Here is an 18041-nt window from a genome sequence, read left to right as displayed (position 1 = left end):
ACGAAACCATGATAAAATAGTTGTAAAATTGTAACTTTCGCGTAAAGTCATTGTCGATAATACGCGAGTTGGAGGATTCCATGTCTCATAAGGTGCTGGTCATAGAAGATGAACCGACGTTGGCGCGTTTGTTGTCGTATAACTTGACGCAGGAAGGCTATGAGACAACGGTCATCGATCATGGTGGCGAAGGGCTGCAGGCTGCACTGCAGCGCAGCTTTGATCTCATTATTCTTGATATTATGCTTCCGGGAATGAATGGCTTCGAGATTCTGACGCGTCTGAGGCAGCATGGCATTCGGACGCCGATTATTATTCTGACGGCGCGTAATGCCGAGGAAGAAGTCGTGCAGGGACTGAAGCATGGAGCGGACGACTACATTACGAAGCCGTTTGGCGTCGCCGAGTTGCTTGCACGTGTATCTGCTGTTCTGCGGCGGACACAGCAGGATGAGGGCAAGGCAACGGTGGAAACGAATGAGAAGGTCATTACAGCTGGCGACCTGTCGATTTACCCAGAGAAGTACGAGGTTGTGCTCAATGGAGAGACGGTGCCGCTGCGTCCGAAGGAGTTCGAAGTGCTGCTCTATCTCGTTCAACGCCCAGGCATGGTCATCACGCGTGATGACCTGATGAATATCGTATGGGGCTTCGATTATATCGGCGGCCAGCGTACGGTCGATGTGCACGTCAGCTCGCTTCGCAAGAAGCTGGAGCTTGGTCAGCAATCCGTTCAAATTGAATCCATCCGTGGTGTCGGCTATAAGCTGGTGCTGCCCAAAAAACTCGGTACCTTCAAGTGAGAAGGGGACCGAGTTTTTTGTTTGTTGCGGCGGACGCTCCACCTTGTACCAATTGTTTTAAGCATTTGTGAGGAAACAAAATGATCAGTTAATACTTTTTGTGATTTTTAATTAATAGTATTGCCTTACATTTAAAGTCGACAAATTGTGTAGGGGAAGATATAAGGTGAAGGATTATGATCAACTCGATGAGCAGTACCAGCTGACGAGCCGGGAAATCGAGGTCGTCTCCTTAATTGTTTTTCATGGGTACTCGAACCGGGAGCTGGCCGACATATTGTTTATAAGCGAGAAAACGGTCAAAAACCACGTCGCGAATATTTTAAAAAAGATGAATATCTCGAGCGTCCGCAAGCTGATGTCGGTCTGTATGAGCAGTATGCTGACCGAAGGTGGCTATTGCTGTGATTGCGCGGAGATGAAGCGGGAACAACTGGCGACGGTGCTTGGCAAGAAAGCGAAACGATTTTCGTAGCGGACTTTAGAGGAGCGAAGAAACGATGAGTGCGCAGCAGCAATACATAGAGGTTGGAATCGCAGATGAGCGGTATGCGATTCCGATTCAAGACGTACAGGAAATCATTCGGATGCAGCCATGCCTGCCGATTCCGAATGCGAGACGAAGCATCCTGGGTGTCATTAATTTGCGTGGAAGCATCGTACCTGTCGTAACTCCGGGCAGCCGCTTCCGAGCGGAAGACTCGGAGCTGTCGCGGATGGTGATCGTCCAGCTGGACAGCGATGTTGTCGCATTCGTCGTGGACCGTGTCCACCGCGTGACGACCTACAATCAGATTCATCACTATGAAGAAGCGAAGCGTACGGATGAGTTTATTACGGGCATCGGATTGAATGAGGCAGATAATGAATGGGTTAATATGCTCAATGTCGTAACGCTGCTGCAGGAGGATGCTTATGCTGCACAATGATCAGCTGTTATCGACGTATCTGAACGTGTACCTCGATGAGCTGGACGAGCAAGTACAAATCATGGACGAGCAGCTGCTGGAGATGGAGCAGCATGGCAGTCAGCAAGTCACGCTCCAAACGATCTTCCGAGCTGCCCATACGCTGAAGGGTTCTTCAGCCGTTATGGGCTTCAATCAGATAAAGAACATGACGCATAAGGTCGAGACGGTATTCGACGGCCTTCGGTCCAATCGGTTGCACACGAATACACGATTGATGAATACATTGTTCCGCTGCGTCGATTATTTGAAGCGTCAACGCGAGCGTTTCTTGCAAGGGGTGCACGAGGAGGAACCGATCGGAGATTTGGTTGTGCTGCTGGATGCGTTTGTATGCGGGGATGTTGTTGATGACGATGCGCCCGACAGCCGTCCAAGCAGTCTCGAAGCAGAGATGCCGAACAGCGTCAACGCCGTCCCAGCGCTAGCGAACGAGGACAGCAAGACGATTGCGCATACATTATTAGCTGGCACAACATTGCAGCCAACAGCCTTTCAAGACGAACAGCTCGAAGATGTCCGTTCGGAGCTGGCAAGCGGAGCTAAAGTGCATCTGGTCGAGATTAAGCTGAAGGACGATACGGAGCTGCCTTTTGCGCGGGCGCTGCTTACGATTGGGCAATTACGAGAAGCGGCGAAGGTGCTGGCTGTATCGCCGGATGAGGCGAGTCTTCCTTCAATCGAGCAGGGCACACTTCTCATCGGATGCATGGTATCCGAATGCGATTCGATTGATGCGCTTGCGCAATTCGCACGACAGTTGGCGGACGTAGAGGCTGTTCAAGCCAGCGAGTTGACGTTGAATTGGCTGCTCGACAAGTCATCGCTGCCTGTATTCGAAGAAACGTCGCAGCAGCCTGCAGAGCGGCCTCGCGGAGACAACGGCAAGTTCCAAGCCACACAGACGGTACGAGTTGATGTGAATCGTCTAGAGCATCTGCTGAACCTTGTCGGGGAGCTTGTCATTGGCCAAACGCGACTGATTGATGTGAACAGCCGATTCCGTGCATTGGAACAGCAGGATAACGGAGAGCTTGCGCTGCTTGAGGATGTGACCGGGCATATTAGCCGGGTTGTCGCTGAACTGCAGGACGGTGTGATGAAGACGCGTATGCTGCCGATCGAGCAGCTATTCAACCGGTTTCCGCGTCTCGTACGGGATTTAGCGCAGCAGGTTGGCAAGGAAGTTGATCTTGTCATCGAAGGCAAGGAAACGGAACTCGATCGTACGCTGATCGAGGAAATTAGCGACCCGCTTATCCATATTCTTCGCAACGCAGTTGATCACGGCTTGGAGCTTCCTGAGGACCGAATCGCAAGCGGCAAGCCGCGCAAAGGGCGTGTCGTTATTCGGGCAAGCCATGAAGAAAACACAATAACGATTCGGGTAAGCGATAATGGCCGCGGCATTCATGCGAATGCGATTCGCAGCAACGCGGTTCAGAAACGGTTCGTCACGGAAGACGAAGCGGAGCGAATGACGGATAAGGAAGCGATCGGTCTGATTTTCCACTCCGGCATGTCGACAGCTGAGCAGGTAACCGATGTGTCCGGCAGAGGTGTCGGAATGGACATCGTGAAGACGAGAATTGAGAAGTTGAACGGAATTATTGATATAGATACGACAGAAGGCGTTGGTACGACGTTTACGGTCAAGCTTCCGCTTACGCTGGCAATCATCCGCTCGTTGCTCGTTGGACTTGGCGATTTCGTGTTCGCGCTGCCGATCGTGAATGTCATTGAAATTTCTCATATGAGCGAGCACGACATCAAGACGATTCATTCACGCGAAATGTGTATGGTGCGAGGAGAGCTTCTGCCATTCGTTCGAATGGATCGGCTGCTGGGTGTTTCGTCGACAGCATCTGGAAGCGGGAAGCGGTTGTTCGTCGTGACGGTCGGTATTGGCGAGCAGCGTGTCTGCCTGCTGTTCGACCGATCCATTGCGAATCAGGAGATCGTCGTAAAATCACTGGGCTCATACATCGGGCAAGTACCATGTCTATCGGGTTCGACGATCATGGGCGACGGCAGCATTGCGCTTATCCTGGATATTGCCGCTATCGTCCGCCAGGCGGCTCAATCGCATCACGCTTCGTCCCATCGATCGCGGAGTACAGAGGCTCGCGTCATTAACGAAGTGAAGCGTATCACATTCCTGCTCAGCGGAATTCATTATGGCATCGATATACAATCCATTCATGAAATTGTACGTGTGCCAGACATTAAGCGGTCAGCGCAATCCGACCGTTATATGCTTGGGCTTATCCAACTGCGTGATCAACTAATGCCGTTGTATCAATTGAGTGCCTATCTAACCGGTGGCGGCGTTTCTACCGCAGGTGCAGCCGATGAACAAGCACGAGTACTCGTTGTCGATCTAGGAGATCGTCTTGCAGGACTACTGGTCGATGAGGTCTTAGAGGTTGTATCTGTAACGGAGCAGCGCATAGAGCAGGCGCCGGAAGAAATTCGCCGGAAGCAGCGTGCAATTAACGGAGTTTATCGAATGGATGAGCATCTTGTCTACCAGCTGAGTATGGACGTTATGAAGCAGATGGTGAATGAAAGACAATAGAGGGGTGCTCGCACCCCTCTATTTTTTCATGAACTTATATCCGACGCCCCAGACGGTTTTAATATATTGCGGTTCCTTCGGGTTACTCTCAATCTTCTTGCGAAGGTTCGTAATATGAACATCGATGGCACGTTCGTTAATGTAGGAATCGATTCCGCGGATCGCGTTAATTAGCTCTTCGCGACTGAACACTTTGCTCGGATTGTTGTAAAGAAGCTTCATAATTTCGAATTCGGAGTAAGTCGTCTCAATCTCGGTACCGTTGCAAATGAGCAGTCTCCGCGCCAAATCGAGCGTAAGCACGCGATCATCTGCGGCTGGAGATGCAGGGGTTGGTGAAACGATCTGAGACTGGATTGCCGTTGTGCGTCGCAGGACGGCTTCAATACGAGCTTTCAGTTCTTGCATGCTGAATGGCTTGACCATGTAGTCATCCGCACCCTCACTGAGGGACTGAATACGCTCGGACACTTTCGTCTCGGCAGAGATAACGATAATTGGAATAGTCGTAAACTCTCTTAGCAAAGCGCAGGCGTTAATCCCTTCGGTGTCTGGCAGCATAAGGTCTAGTAGAATGACATGAGGTGTATAGTCCTTCAATGTCCGCAAGCCTTCTCCCGCACTTGCTACACGTACGACATCATACTGTTCCTCTGTCAAATATAGGCTTAACATGTCACCGAAGATATTATCATCTTCAATTATAAGTACTTTCGTCATGGTTGTTGCTCCCGCCTTAGTGAAACGAATGTTAAGGGTGCTAATACTTTGCTAATAATTTAATATGTAATTCATTATATAATGTCGAAATATGCCCGTCTATCGCCAATTTCGTATAAAGTTTATACTAAGGTACAGGTTTCTGTTGTAAGTATCAGGAAGGGTGATCAGCCATGTATGAGCATTTTCTGTTGAATCTGTCTTTGCTAGCGATATTCACATTCGTTGGTATTCAGCTCCTTATTCATCCTTATGTTAAAAATATATCGTCAAAAGCAAGCGCGATTTTAATTGGTTTGTACATGGGAATATCTGGGATTATTCTATATAAGCTCGGAATAACGACAAGTGAGGGTTCTATCCTGAGCCTGCGATCCATCGCGATACTCGTCGCCATTCATTTTGGCGGGGCGTCGGCGGGGGTTATTTCGTTGATTACGATGTCCATTCCTGATATGTGGAGTTTAAGTACGTGGCTGCGAGCTGTATTGGTGCTAGGTACAATAGGGGCGTCCGGTTACATCATCACACGCAAGTATAGCTGCTTCAAACGGCGTTGGCTGTGGATGTCGGGATCAACGCTTGCCATCTTTATTCTTTCTGGGGGGCTTGATCGAACAGATGAGATGGTCAATTTCAACACTTCGATTCCTTACCTGATTACAGCGTGGCTTGGTGTCCTGTTCATCGGTTTCTTGATTCGTTACTTGCATCGCGCAACAGAAGTGCAGGAGCAGCTCAAGGAGACGAGGGACGAGCTGACGAATACGATGCGGCTGCACAACGGCATTACATTTAAAATCATAAAGCAGGACACGCATTACGTGTACAAAATGATCAGCGGGAAGCTGCTGTCGCGGCTTGTTGAAACATTAGGCGGCGGAGAAATTTCTGACTATGAACCGGGATTGAAGGTATTCTCGCTTCTTCCAAGCGCATCGGGCGCTAAATTTAGAGGTCATATTGATTCCGTCTGGAATGGCGGGATGTCCACCGGCTATGAAACACGAGTTGGAAAATTCGATTTATGGGTCACGCTTCAACCGATATTAGAGGATGAAGCTGTCACATCCATTATCGGCACCATTATTGATATCTCAGAGCAGAAGGCAGCCGAGCGGCGAATTCATGAGAGCGAAGAACGCTATTTGTCGCTGGCGGAGAATCCGCAGGATTTTATTCTGGAGCTTGATCGCAGCGGCAGTATCTTATTCGCGAACAGCTATTTTTGCAACATGGCTCGTAAGGATCAGCGAGAAGTCGTTGGCCGTCCATTGTTCGAACTGGGCATGAAGATGAACGAATCGCAGTGGCGCAAGAACTGGATAGAAATTGCTGCAACGGGACGTAAGACAGGCTTCGAGACGACCATCATCATGGCAGACGGGGTAACGCGGGAATACTATGTCATTCTCTCGGATATTCAAGGGACCTCCGAAGTCGAAGGCTATATGATATGCAGCATGCACGAGATTACTGACCTGAAGCAGGCCGACCAAGAGAGTCGGGCGAAGAGCCGCTTCCTCGCAAGGGTAAGCCACGAGATTCGTACGCCGCTTAACGGTATTATTGGCTTGGCCCAGCTTATGAAGCATACGGAGCTATCCGATATTCAGCAGGATTATATGCACAAAATCACGTCATCCTCGCATCTGCTGCTTGGTATTATCAATGATATTCTCGATTTGTCCAAAATCGAGGCCGGCAAGCTGAACATGGAGCAGGTTGAATTTGACATAGACGAGCTTGTCTACGATTTGACGAACACTCTTTCTGTGCTGAAAGGCTTTAAGCAGGTAGAGGTTGTTGTTGAGACGGATACGCACCTTCCCGCTCGGTTATTGGGTGATCCATTGCGATTGAAGCAAATTCTTATGAATCTATGCAGCAACGCGATCAAGTTTACCGAACAAGGCTATGTGCATCTGTATGTCCAGCAGCTTCAGCAGACACGGCAGATGATCAGCATCCGTTTTACGGTGGAAGATACCGGCATAGGGATGACAGGCGAACAGCTCCGCATGCTGTATGAACCGTTCTGGCAAGCAGAGTATGATAGTGGAGGCAAACAGTCTGGCACTGGGTTAGGTCTGCCTATTGTGAAGGAGCTTGTTTCGCTGCTGGGTGGAGAGCTGCGGGCAAGCAGCCAGATTGGTATCGGAAGCCGATTCCAGTTCGAGATCGATATGCCTATACCGGAGTCCGAGGATCGTACGTGGGAGCTGGAAGCTCCTGATGGCCGCTTTCGCGTTCACATCGTAGAGGATGATCGATTGCATCGGGATGTTATCGCACGGACGTTGGAGTCATTCGGCTGTCGGGTGACAACTTCGCAGACGTGGGATCATCTATACCAATTTGTAGACCGTGCTTCTCGCGTGTCTGAATATATGGACTGCATCGTTGTAGACATGGAAATGGATGATATGTATGGCGAACATACATGGACCCGTTTAATGGAGTTGTGCAACCGCAAAGGGATCGCCGTCATCGCGCTTGCTTCCGCTTATGCACGTGAAGAAATTATGCAGATGATGGGCGGTCAACTGCCAAATGCGCTGCTAAGCAAACCGACTAGCCGTTTAGAGCTTTATCAGACGCTGAAGCGCATTGTTGTTCACAACGGACACGCATCTACGATTGCCTTGCAAAGTAGTAGCAGAGAAGCTGCTGTTTCGACTGAGCAGGATCATGCTGCATCACAGCCGAGCATCCTGTTGGTCGAGGATAATGAAATCAATCAGCAGGTTGCGGTGGAGCTGCTCCGATTGTTTGGCTATGAGGTAACGGTTGCGAACCATGGTCTTGAGGCGCTCGAACGATTGAATGAGCAGCGCTTCGATCTCATTCTGATGGATATGTACATGCCGATTCTGAATGGCTATGAGACAACGAAACGAATTAGAGCAAGTGCAGAGCATTCAGATATCCCGATCATTGCTCTTACGGCCAATGCGATGCAGAGTGATCATAAGTCTTATTACGAAATTGGCATTAACGATATTATGCTGAAACCGCTCGATGCGGAAATGTTAAGAAAATGTGTGAATCACTGGATGCCCTCTCCGCATATTCGTCATGTGAGCCGCCGTCCAGAAGAGCGGGCATTGTATGAGGCGATCCGTGAGACAATCGTTGGCGTCGATCTCGACCAAATGCTGAAGCGGCTTGAAGGCAAAGTGTCGATTGCGCTGCACATTCTTCATCTGTTCAAGAAAGAGTACACCGACTTCGCCGAGCGGCTAACACATCTGCTCGGTAACGGCGAGTATCGGGATGCAGCAAGGGAAGTGCATACGTTGATTGGAGTGGCTAAGAATATGTCCGCCCATCGGCTAGCCGTTGCTGCGATCCAGCTTGAAGCTGTTGTCATTGATAATCCGACCGCCTATTTCGGTGCGCTGGAGACAGCCTCTGCCGAAATTGCTGTGATTATCCAATCCTTACCGGATCCATCCTTATTAGAGATGAATCGTAAATAGCCGTTCCGCTGCCGCAATCGATGTGGCAGCAGACGGCTTTTTGTTGTTTAAATATCTAAACCGGAATATGACGCCATATGACACATTAATAAAGATCAAATACATTCATAAGAACTTTTCTAACAATTTCCTCTTATACTTCAATTCATGCGTACGGAGGTGAGGGGCGTGCAGTTACTTCCCTATTACAGAAGCGAATTCATCGCTTCCTGTTTAAATAATGAAACAAGTTGGACGGAAGTGCTCTTAAATAACAACGTTAGTTTATGGCAGCGGGAGAAGGAAAAATTTCTCGAGTTGTTTCGAATTATGGACGAAGATCAGCAGTTATGTCTCGAATATTCGGTTATTATTCCGCTTGCGTATGTTCGAACAGGGCGTATCATCGAGCAGGGACCAGGCGTCGGTATCGCTGCTGGTGGCGTGACCTGCCAATATGATGATGAACAAATGCTGATGACCTATTCGGTGGCTCATCATCAGATGAACAGCTCGGTAGGAAGATTTCTATTCAAAGCACGGAGTGAGATTTCTCAGTTGATCGATTTCTCAGGAACGGAATCCAGAATGAAGGAAATTGTCGGTTGAGGTGAACATGCTGCGATGTCATATCGTGTATTGATTGTGGACGATTCCAGCTTAATGAGGCGAATGGTCGTTAATCTTTTCCAAGAAAGTCCGTACTTTGAAGTAGTAGGGACGGCGAACAACGGGCGTGAGGGTGTGGAACGCGCCCTAGAGCTTCGCCCGGATCTTGTCATCCTGGATGTGGAAATGCCTCAGATGGATGGGATTACGGCGCTGCGTCACTTGATGGACTGCTGCCCTGTACCGGTCATGATGCTGAGCAGCTACGCGACGGAAGGCTCGGCATTAACCTTCCAAGCATTGAAATGGGGAGCTGCCGATTATTTTCATAAAGATCTGCTGTTCTCGAATACAGCGGATACTAGGGTCATTAACGATTTCATGCAGCGATGCAAGCTTATTGTTATGAATCGACCGCAAGAACCGTCTATGCGTGTACTGTTGGAAGCCATGCTGACCTGCATGAAGATGGAGAAGGATCTGAAGGCTGCACAGCATACGCTCAAGAAGACGCTCGTCCGATATAACGGACTGGTGTTGAAGTTCAAGCAAGAACAGAATGGTTTCGTACATACAAGCTGCGTCGGCGAGCTGTTCGGCATTAAGGCAGAACAGGTAGTTGGTCGTGAGCTTGTTGATTTCATGCCCGCACATGTGGCGCGTCGCCATGAAGATCGGTATAGACGAGCGTGGGCTGGCGAGGAAATTGATTGGTTCGATACGAGCTGGAATGGACGTGTGTATCGGACGACGATTCAGCCGCTCTGGGAGGATGACGATGTCGTTGAGGCGGTAGCGCTTAGCGTAGATATTACGAATCAGCGTCGAGCGGAAGAGCGAATTAATCGTCTTATTCATTATGATGGTCTGACTGGACTGCCCAATCGTGAGTATGCTCAGGAATATATCCAGCAGGCACTTGAGATTGCCGGCAGCAATGGCAGAACGGCAGCGATGCTGTTCATAGGCCTTAATCATTTCAAGCTGGTCAATGAGTCGCTTGGTGACGATATTGGCGACCAGCTGTTGATGAATATTGCAAGACGGCTGCAGAAGCTGGGAGCGGAACATGGTCATGCCGTTCGAATGGGCGGCGACACCTTCGTCTATTTGTTCTCGTATCGGGAGCATTCCGAAATGAAGGAGACGATCGACCATCTGCACGCACAGTTTCATCGGCCGTTTCAATTCGATGCGCAAGACATCTATATCGGCTGCAGCGTTGGTGTCAGCTTATACCCGAGTCATTCGGATCGTGCAGAGCATTTGCTGCAAGCATCGGAAATGGCTATGTTCGAGGCGAAGCAGCAAGGCCGTCAGACGCAGATCTATAACCCAACCTTGAACGAGCAGCTGCATCGACGAATGGAGATTGAACTTCATCTGCGCAAAGCAGTGGAATTTGGACAGCTGAAGCTTTATTATCAGCCGATTGTTGTAACTGAGAATGCACGTCTGGTCGGAATGGAGAGTCTGATCCGATGGTTCCATCCGGTGCTTGGCACCGTATCGCCTGGCGAGTTTATCCCAATAGCCGAAGAGACAGGCTTGATTGTTCCAATTGGCAGATGGGTGCTGGAGGAAGCTTGCCGACAAAACAAACAGTGGCAGGACAGTGGATTCACGCCAATCGTGATCAGCGTGAATATTTCGTCGCGTCAATTTTATGACCCCTTGTTCACCGAATCGCTCGTCAGTCTGCTGCACCGAACAGGACTTGCGCCGCAATGGCTGGAACTGGAAATAACCGAGGGCGTCATGATGGATATACATACTGCGCTTCCGATTCTGATGGATTTGCAATCACTTGGCGTCAATCTGTCGATTGACGATTTTGGCACGGGCTACAGCTCGCTCAAGTATCTGAAGGAGCTGCCTGTCGGCAAGCTCAAGATTGACCAATCGTTCATTAAACATATCGATACGAATGCTGTACATACCGCAATCGTACAGTCCGTGCTTGCTATGTCCAAGCAGATCGGGCTGGATGTTGTCGCAGAGGGTGTAGAGCGGTTGGAAGAGCTGGCTGCGCTGCGACAGAGCGGTTGTCCGTTTGCACAGGGGTATCTATTCAGCCATCCGGTCGCTGCTGATGAGGCAGAACGGCTGCTGAGCGAAACACGCTGCAAGTTGGATGAGCAATTAAATGAAATTCTAGATATTGATTAACGGGGGCTAACATAATGCGTGTGACAGTCGGCAAAAAAATGATGGCTGGATTTTTAATGCTGCTGGCGTTGATGGTCGTGATTAGTGCACTGTCTGCCGTGCAATTAAAGTCGCTTAAGAACAAGGTTGACAATGTAAATGACATCTGGCTGCCAGGTGTCCAAACGATTCAGCACATTAATTATTTGACGGAGCACGTGCTAAGTTTGACCGCTATGTATGCACTGGAGGACGAGGCTCCGGCTAAACAGCAGTACAAGCAGCAAATTGCCGAGGCTGAAGCCGAGCTGCAAAATGATTTTCATAGATACAGCGAAACAATCGTATCCGATGAAGAACAGGAAGCATTTAACTCGTTGACAACTCATTGGCAGCAGTTTCTGTCCGCCAATGAGAAGGTGCTGGCGCTTAGCGATTTTCACAATGCTGCGGGAGCAGGCGATTTGCTTCAGCTCTCAGATGCCTCCTATGACAAAATGCAAGAAAACCTCGACTTCCTGCTGGATTTGAATAATAACAGTGCAGATGAGGTAGCCGTGCAATCAAACGATACGTATCATTCAGCCTTCCTGTGGATAGCAGGGCTCTCGATTGTTAGCCTGGTAGCTGGCATCGCTGTCGCCTTTTCGCTCGTTCTGATGATCAGCAGGCCGCTTACTGCGGTAACGCGGGCTATTGAACGAGTATCGCACGGCGATCTGACCGTTGAACCGCTCATCGTCAAAGGTAACGATGAAACTGCAGAGCTCGCTGTTGCTACGAATACAATGCTGGTGAATTTGAATGCTCTAATCGAGTCCGCCTTGCATTCCTCGCATAGTGTTGCGGCGGCAGCGCAGCAAATTTCGGCGTCAACTGAAGAGGTATCGAGTACAAGTGATGCGCAGGCACAGACCGCGCAGCATATTACCGAGTTGTTCAGAGAGCTGAATATCGCTGTTCAGTCCGTGGCCAGCAGTGCGGAAGGCGCTGCCGAAATGTCCACGCAGTCCGCGAAGATTGCTAGAAGCGGAGGACAGATTGTGAATGCGTCCATTCAAGGCATCTCCGCTGTAACCGATCAGATGAAGAAGCTGGAGGATGACTCGAAGCAGATTGGCGCCATTACGGAAGTGATCGATGAGATCGCGGATCAGACGAATCTCATCGCGCTGAATGCTGCCATCGAAGCTGCAAGAGCTGGTGAGCAAGGACGTGGTTTCGCAGTTGTCGCGGATGAGGTGCGCAAGCTTGCAGAGCGGAGTGGGGAAGCAACGAAACGGATTACGTCGATTATTAAAGGTATGCAGAGCAACACTGCTGCGAGCGTCGAGTCGGTGACACGCGCTGTGGCACAGACGAAGCGGGTCGGTGAAACATTCGAGCAAATCGTCGAGATGGTCGGCGACACGGCCGATCGTGTCGGTGAGATTGCGGCTTCCAGCGAGGAGCAGGCAGCACAGACCGATGAAGTGTTCCGTGCGATTGAATCGATTGCTGCGGCAAGTGAAGAAACAGCCGCTTCAACAGAAGAGACGGCATCCACCTCACAGACGCTGGCGAAGCTTGCACAGCATCTAAGTGATTCCGTAGCTCAATTTAAAGTGAAAGGCAGCGTGTACCGTGAATAATTCAAATAAATGGAAAGCTCGCTGGTCCCGGTTGATCCATATTCGTAAACTGTCGACACGGCTGATGCTCAGCACGTTCGTCATCGCTATCGCAATTGTGGTAGCGATGTCGTTATCCTTGTTTATTCCGAACTCTAAAAACTTTGAGAAAGAGATCGAGAAGGAACTAGGCATGCAGACATCACTCATTGTTGAGCAGGTTGATGAAGAGATGCAGTCCAAATTTTCGAAGCTTGAAGCCATAGCGAATGTTGGACAATCCTATGGCATGGATGCTGAGAAACATCAAGCGCTGATTTCGGCCTTTGCGAAGAGTAATCCAGAATTTGAAACGAGCGGTTATTCCCTCGATCTTACTGGCAAGTTTAGCCGCGGCAGTGATGGCCAAACGATTGATTTATCGAATCGTCCGTTTTTGGCTGCCATTGCTGATGGCCAGTCGTATATCTCTGATCCAAAACCGGCTGTCAATGACGCATCGAAGCTTGTAGTTTCATTTGTTATTCCGTTGATACAGGATGGCAAGCCGTATGGCTTCTATGCAACGAGCTACACGATTTCGAGAGCTGCCAAGAGTGTCATCGACGCGAAGATTGGCGATACGGGTTATGCGGTACTGGTCGATAACCAAGGTATCGTTCAAGTTCATCCGAACCAAGAGCTTGTTGGCAAACATATTGAGGAGCTAGGCGTACCAGCCGTGTATGATGCATTCAAAGCTATCCAGCAAGGGAAGAAGGACATCGGCTACAGCTATACGTTTGGCGGTATTGAGAAGATCGGTCATTCCCGTGCAACAAAAAACGGATACGTTATTCAGATGGCCGTACCGAAGAATGAACTGACCGTGCCGATCCGGAACATGATGTGGACGACGTTGCTTGCGGCGGTAGTCGTTACACTTGCTGCGATTGGGATTACTTATTTGATCACAACGCGTCTGGCGAAGCCGATCGTTTATATCACGGACGTTGTGCAGCAGCTATCGAAGGGTGACTTCCGTCCGCGTCTGCATGTCAAATCGAAGGACGAGCTTGGCGTACTCGCATCGCATATGAACGAGATGCTTGATTCACTGTCTCGTACGATTGGTCAAGTTAATTCTGCAGCAATCAGTGTGGCGGCTTCGGCAGAGCAGATTACCGCGAGCACGGATGAAGTAGCCAGAGGGAGCGTTGATCAGGCGGATCAAGCGCGGACGATGGCTGATCTGTTCGAGGAGCTGGAGCAAGCAATCAAACGTGTGGCTTTCAATGCGAATCAAGCCCGCGATTATTCCAACGAAGCTGTTCTTATCGCGGAGCAAGGTACGAGCAAGATTACCGATTCGATCGAAACGATGCAGCAGGTCAATCAGCAGATGGAGAACCTCGAGAAGGATTCGAACCAGATTGGCGATATTATTCAAGTCATCAATGAAATTGCCGAGCAGACGAATCTGCTTGCACTAAACGCAGCAATCGAGGCAGCGAGAGCCGGTGAGCAAGGACGCGGCTTCGCTGTCGTAGCGGACGAGGTTCGCAAGCTGGCTGAGCGTAGCAGCAGCGCTACGAAGCAGATTGCTTCGATCATTCATGGCATGCAGAGCAATACGACGGAATGTGTGAAGGCGGTCAGCGATGGTGTGCTTCAGTTCGCGGAAACGCGTCAATCGTTCGACGGAATCGTCGAGAAGGTGAATGAGATGTCTGATAAAGTGAATGCGATCGCCGAATCGAGCGTAGTACAGGCTTCCAAAGCATCGGATGTGCTGATGACGATTGAATCGGTAGCTTCCGTAAGCGAAGAAGCGGCAGCGGCAGCCGAAGAGACGGCAGCAGCATCACAAGAATTGTCACAGCTGGCAGAGCGTCTGAACGAATCGATCGAAATGTTTAAATATAAGTAACATAAGGACGAGAAAGCCTCTGTTTCGCGAATTTGCGTACAGAGGTTTTTATTTTGCAACGGAGGAGGAATAGTGTGAATGTTGTCGAAACATGTTGTTAAAAACATAAAATGTCGCATTGTAGGGGTTGGTGAGCATGAATACGGATCTGTTATTTTTTTTCGGTCAATACAGTATGCTTCTTATCGTCATGATCGTTGTGACCAGATGGATTTATCCGTATTTATCGAACGCCGTAATGGCTTGGAAGAATATTAGCTTCGGGCTGCTGTTTAGTATTATGGGACTGCTCATTATGCAAATGCCGCTAGAGATCAAAGATGGCTTGCATATGGATGTCCGGCTCGTTAGTGTTGTCATGTCCGGCATATTCGGAGGGCCATGGGCGATCGCAATTACGACGGCTGTTATTGGCATCTATCGAATGACGCTTGGCGGAGCGATCATGTTCGCGACTGGAGCGCTTCTAGTAACCACTTTATTAGGTATTATCGCCCATCGGGTGAGGGAGCGGATTAGCCATGGGCATACGTGGTTTGCATGGGGACTTGGCTTCGCCATCGGCATCCAGACGGTGCTGTGGGCGATCTTCACAGCGCCAGCGGCTACGAAGAGCTTGTTCCTAGGCGAATACGCGGTAACCTTCGTTATTTTCCACACGATTGCCGTTCCGTTGTTTTACTCGATCATGGCCTATGAAATTAGACGTTATGAGACGGAGCAGACGCTTATGCATTACAAGGAGCATCTGGAGCAGCTTGTTGAGGAACGGACGCAAGAGCTGGAGGCGAACAATGCGCTGCTTGAGGAAGCGAAGCACTCCGCGGAAGCGGCCAATCTGGCGAAGAGTGAGTTTCTTGCGAATATGAGCCATGAGATAAGGACGCCGATGAATGCGATCATCGGTCTCGGACATCTGCTCAGACAGACGGAACTAACCGAGCGGCAGCAGGATTATTCGAACAAAATGATGCTGTCTGCGAACAATCTCATTATGATCATTAACGATATTTTGGACTATTCCAAGATTGAGGCGAACAAAATCGTGCTGGAGCAAACCGACTTTGATTTGTTCGAGGTGCTGCATAACGTATCGAGCGTCGTCAATGTGAAGGCGTTCGAGAAGGGGCTTAATATCCATTTCGATATTCATCATGAGGTGCCGCAGATGCTAGTCGGCGACCCGCATCGTCTGGGTCAAGTGCTTATCAATCTATTGAACAATGCCGTCAAATTTACAGAGAAGGGCGAAGTTTCTATCGAGATTGAGCGGCTTGCGGATGCGGATCATCATTCGGAGGTAACACTCCGCTGCTTAATTCGCGATACCGGCATCGGGATGACGAAGGAGCAGCAGTCGAAGCTGTTCCGTCATTTCTCGCAGGCGGACATGTCGACGACTCGCAAGTACGGTGGTACGGGGCTTGGGCTCGTCATTAGCAAGGAGCTGGTGCAGCTTATGGGCGGCAGGATGCAAGTCGAGAGCGAGCCAGGCGTCGGCAGCTGCTTCTCGTTCACGATGAAGCTTAAGCGATCGTCTCGTTTGATCGTCAATCTGCCCAGCGATAATTCGTTCCGGTTCAAAAATGTGCTGCTCGTCTGCGATGAGCCGGAGATGAAGCGGGTGCTGCGCAGCCAGCTGGAGCAGTTCCGGTTTCAAGTGACGACGGTTGAGACGGAACAAGAGGTTATAGAGAAGCTGTTCTACGGGGGAAGTTTCGATCTCGTCATTGTAGATTGGAAGCTGCAGCATGATGACTCGATTCGTCTAGCGGAACGAATTAATCAGTACAGCTCCGCACCGATGCAAATCATTGTCCTTATTACGGCTTATCATGATCCGCAAATATCTAATCGTATTCGATATACACCGATCGAGAAGGTACTGTATTATCCGATGAGTCAGTCGCAGCTGTACAATGAAATGTTGGGTCTCTTCCACAAGCATGTGCTGGACAAGCAGCCAAGCTCAAGTGGGCAACAGATGCAGGATAAGTTTTCATCGCTGCAGGGCGCACGTATTCTGCTCGTTGAAGACAATGATATTAACCAGCAGATCGGTCAAGAGATGCTGAGCAGTCTAGGTGCAATTGTCGATATTGCCTACAATGGTGTAGAGGCGCTGGAGATGGTTGATCGTAGTCAATACGATATTATACTGATGGACTTGCAAATGCCTGTCATGGATGGCTTCGAGGCAACGCGCTTGATGCGCGAGCGCAGCGAGTTGGCTAATGTGCCTATAGTCGCGATAACAGCGGATGCGATGAAAGGCGTGAAGGAGAAAGTATTGGAGCAGGGGATGAATGCGTACATCACCAAGCCGTTCGAACCCGCGAAGCTTTACGCCGTGCTCCAACGATTCATAAAGGAAGACAATCGCCGAGCAGCGACTGAGGTGGCGGCAGCTGCTGCTGAGATTGTGTCGCTGCCAGACCAACTGCCAGGCCTGCATGTTGCAGATGCGATTAAGCGGCTGCGCGACAACCGGGCATTCTATCGCGGCATCCTGCTGCGATTCTCCGAAGGCCACGCGAATACGGTAAAAGAGATTCGAGAATCAATCGCTGCTGCGGATTACAAGCAGGCAGAATTGCTCGTGCACACACTCAAAGGCGTAGCGTCCAACATCGGTGCCGTAGATCTTGCTGCATTGGCCGAACAGATGCAAGAAAGCCTGCTATCGGAAGATCGGGAACAACTAAACCGACAGCTCGTTGAACTGGACGACCGATCCGCCATCGTGCTGAGCTCGATTCAGATCGCGGTGCCTCTACTGGGAGACTCCAAATAGAACATCGAGACAAGATCAGCGCTTATGTGAGGAATAAGGGTGGTAAATCTATACTTATTCCTTATAATCTTGTCTTCGTTAACCAATAAGTAATGCAAAACCACACCTAATTCTAAATCTAGTACGAAAATCAATAGTCATAATGCAATTAAGAGGGAATTTACTACACTTAATCGTTCTGAAAATAAACTCAAACAGAAATAAGCGCTGCTCAGCATTGCTCAGCAGCGCTTATTTCTGTTTGAGTCCCCAACACACTAACCAGCACGAACAGAAGCTATGCCCCAAAGGGGCACGCGGCCCCACAGCACGGAGCATCTCACCAGCGCCTCAGTCTGGCCACCATCCCCTTCCGGGGTCCAGGGGACGGGAGTCCCATGGGGTCCTCCCTAGCAGGGAGGATTTAGTTATCATGAACGAAAGAAGCCCTCCGTTTGCAAC

The 18041-nt window shown here is 49.7% G+C and carries 11 protein-coding genes; 10 read left to right on the top strand and 1 reads right to left on the bottom strand.

Features of this window, described 5'->3' with window-relative positions; genetic code table 11:
* Positions 1 to 80 precede the first annotated feature (80 nt).
* The 4 genes from DFQ01_RS02925 to DFQ01_RS02910 all read left to right on the top strand — a co-directional run bounded on the left by DFQ01_RS02925 (position 81) and on the right by DFQ01_RS02910 (position 4349).
* Positions 81 to 803 carry a response regulator transcription factor gene (locus DFQ01_RS02925; RefSeq protein WP_110042402.1) on the top strand — a complete coding sequence of 241 codons (723 nt, stop codon included), beginning with the start codon at positions 81 to 83 and terminating at the stop codon, positions 801 to 803.
* A 166-nt stretch (positions 804 to 969) separates the two neighbouring features.
* Complete coding sequence (locus tag DFQ01_RS31845) at positions 970 to 1278, top strand: helix-turn-helix domain-containing protein (RefSeq protein WP_281271967.1); 309 nt, start codon at positions 970 to 972, stop codon at positions 1276 to 1278.
* A gap of 25 nt (positions 1279 to 1303) precedes the next feature.
* Positions 1304 to 1732, top strand: a complete 429-nt coding sequence (locus tag DFQ01_RS02915) for a chemotaxis protein CheW (RefSeq protein ID WP_110042400.1) — start codon at positions 1304 to 1306, stop codon at positions 1730 to 1732.
* On the top strand, positions 1719 to 4349 hold the full coding sequence (locus tag DFQ01_RS02910) for a chemotaxis protein CheW (RefSeq protein WP_174812577.1): 2631 nt from the start codon (positions 1719 to 1721) through the stop codon (positions 4347 to 4349). The genes DFQ01_RS02915 and DFQ01_RS02910 overlap by 14 nt, the downstream gene beginning before the upstream one ends.
* Positions 4350 to 4367: 18 nt before the next feature.
* Here the strand turns inward: DFQ01_RS02910 and DFQ01_RS02905 are convergent, their stop codons facing one another.
* A complete protein-coding gene (locus tag DFQ01_RS02905) occupies positions 4368 to 5069 on the bottom strand; it encodes a response regulator transcription factor (protein ID WP_110042398.1) in 702 nt (233 codons plus the stop codon).
* 173 nt (positions 5070 to 5242) lie between these two features.
* On the opposite strand from DFQ01_RS02905, the gene DFQ01_RS02900 reads away from it, so the two are divergent.
* The 6 genes from DFQ01_RS02900 to DFQ01_RS02875 all read left to right on the top strand — a co-directional run bounded on the left by DFQ01_RS02900 (position 5243) and on the right by DFQ01_RS02875 (position 17600).
* A complete protein-coding gene (locus tag DFQ01_RS02900; protein ID WP_110042397.1) occupies positions 5243 to 8551 on the top strand; it encodes a response regulator in 3309 nt (1102 codons plus the stop codon).
* Between the two features lie 168 nt (positions 8552 to 8719).
* On the top strand, positions 8720 to 9139 hold the full coding sequence (locus tag DFQ01_RS02895) for a hypothetical protein (protein ID WP_110042396.1): 420 nt from the start codon (positions 8720 to 8722) through the stop codon (positions 9137 to 9139).
* Positions 9140 to 9154: 15 nt separating this feature from the next.
* Positions 9155 to 11308 (top strand): EAL domain-containing protein, encoded by a 2154-nt coding sequence (locus DFQ01_RS02890; RefSeq protein WP_110042395.1) that lies wholly within the window; start codon positions 9155 to 9157, stop codon positions 11306 to 11308.
* 14 nt (positions 11309 to 11322) lie between these two features.
* Complete coding sequence (locus DFQ01_RS02885) at positions 11323 to 12918, top strand: methyl-accepting chemotaxis protein (protein ID WP_110042394.1); 1596 nt, start codon at positions 11323 to 11325, stop codon at positions 12916 to 12918.
* Positions 12911 to 14806, top strand: a complete 1896-nt coding sequence (locus DFQ01_RS02880) for a methyl-accepting chemotaxis protein (protein WP_110042393.1) — start codon at positions 12911 to 12913, stop codon at positions 14804 to 14806. The genes DFQ01_RS02885 and DFQ01_RS02880 overlap by 8 nt, the downstream gene beginning before the upstream one ends.
* A gap of 136 nt (positions 14807 to 14942) precedes the next feature.
* Positions 14943 to 17600, top strand: a complete 2658-nt coding sequence (locus DFQ01_RS02875) for a response regulator (RefSeq protein ID WP_110042392.1) — start codon at positions 14943 to 14945, stop codon at positions 17598 to 17600.
* The last annotated feature ends 441 nt before the right edge of the window (positions 17601 to 18041 follow it).

The sequence above is a fragment of the Paenibacillus cellulosilyticus genome, from assembly GCF_003182255.1.
Lineage (GTDB): Bacteria > Bacillota > Bacilli > Paenibacillales > Paenibacillaceae > Paenibacillus_T > Paenibacillus_T cellulosilyticus.
Note: the sequence above shows the minus strand (reverse complement) of the source record. Positions and strands in the feature narration are given on the sequence as shown.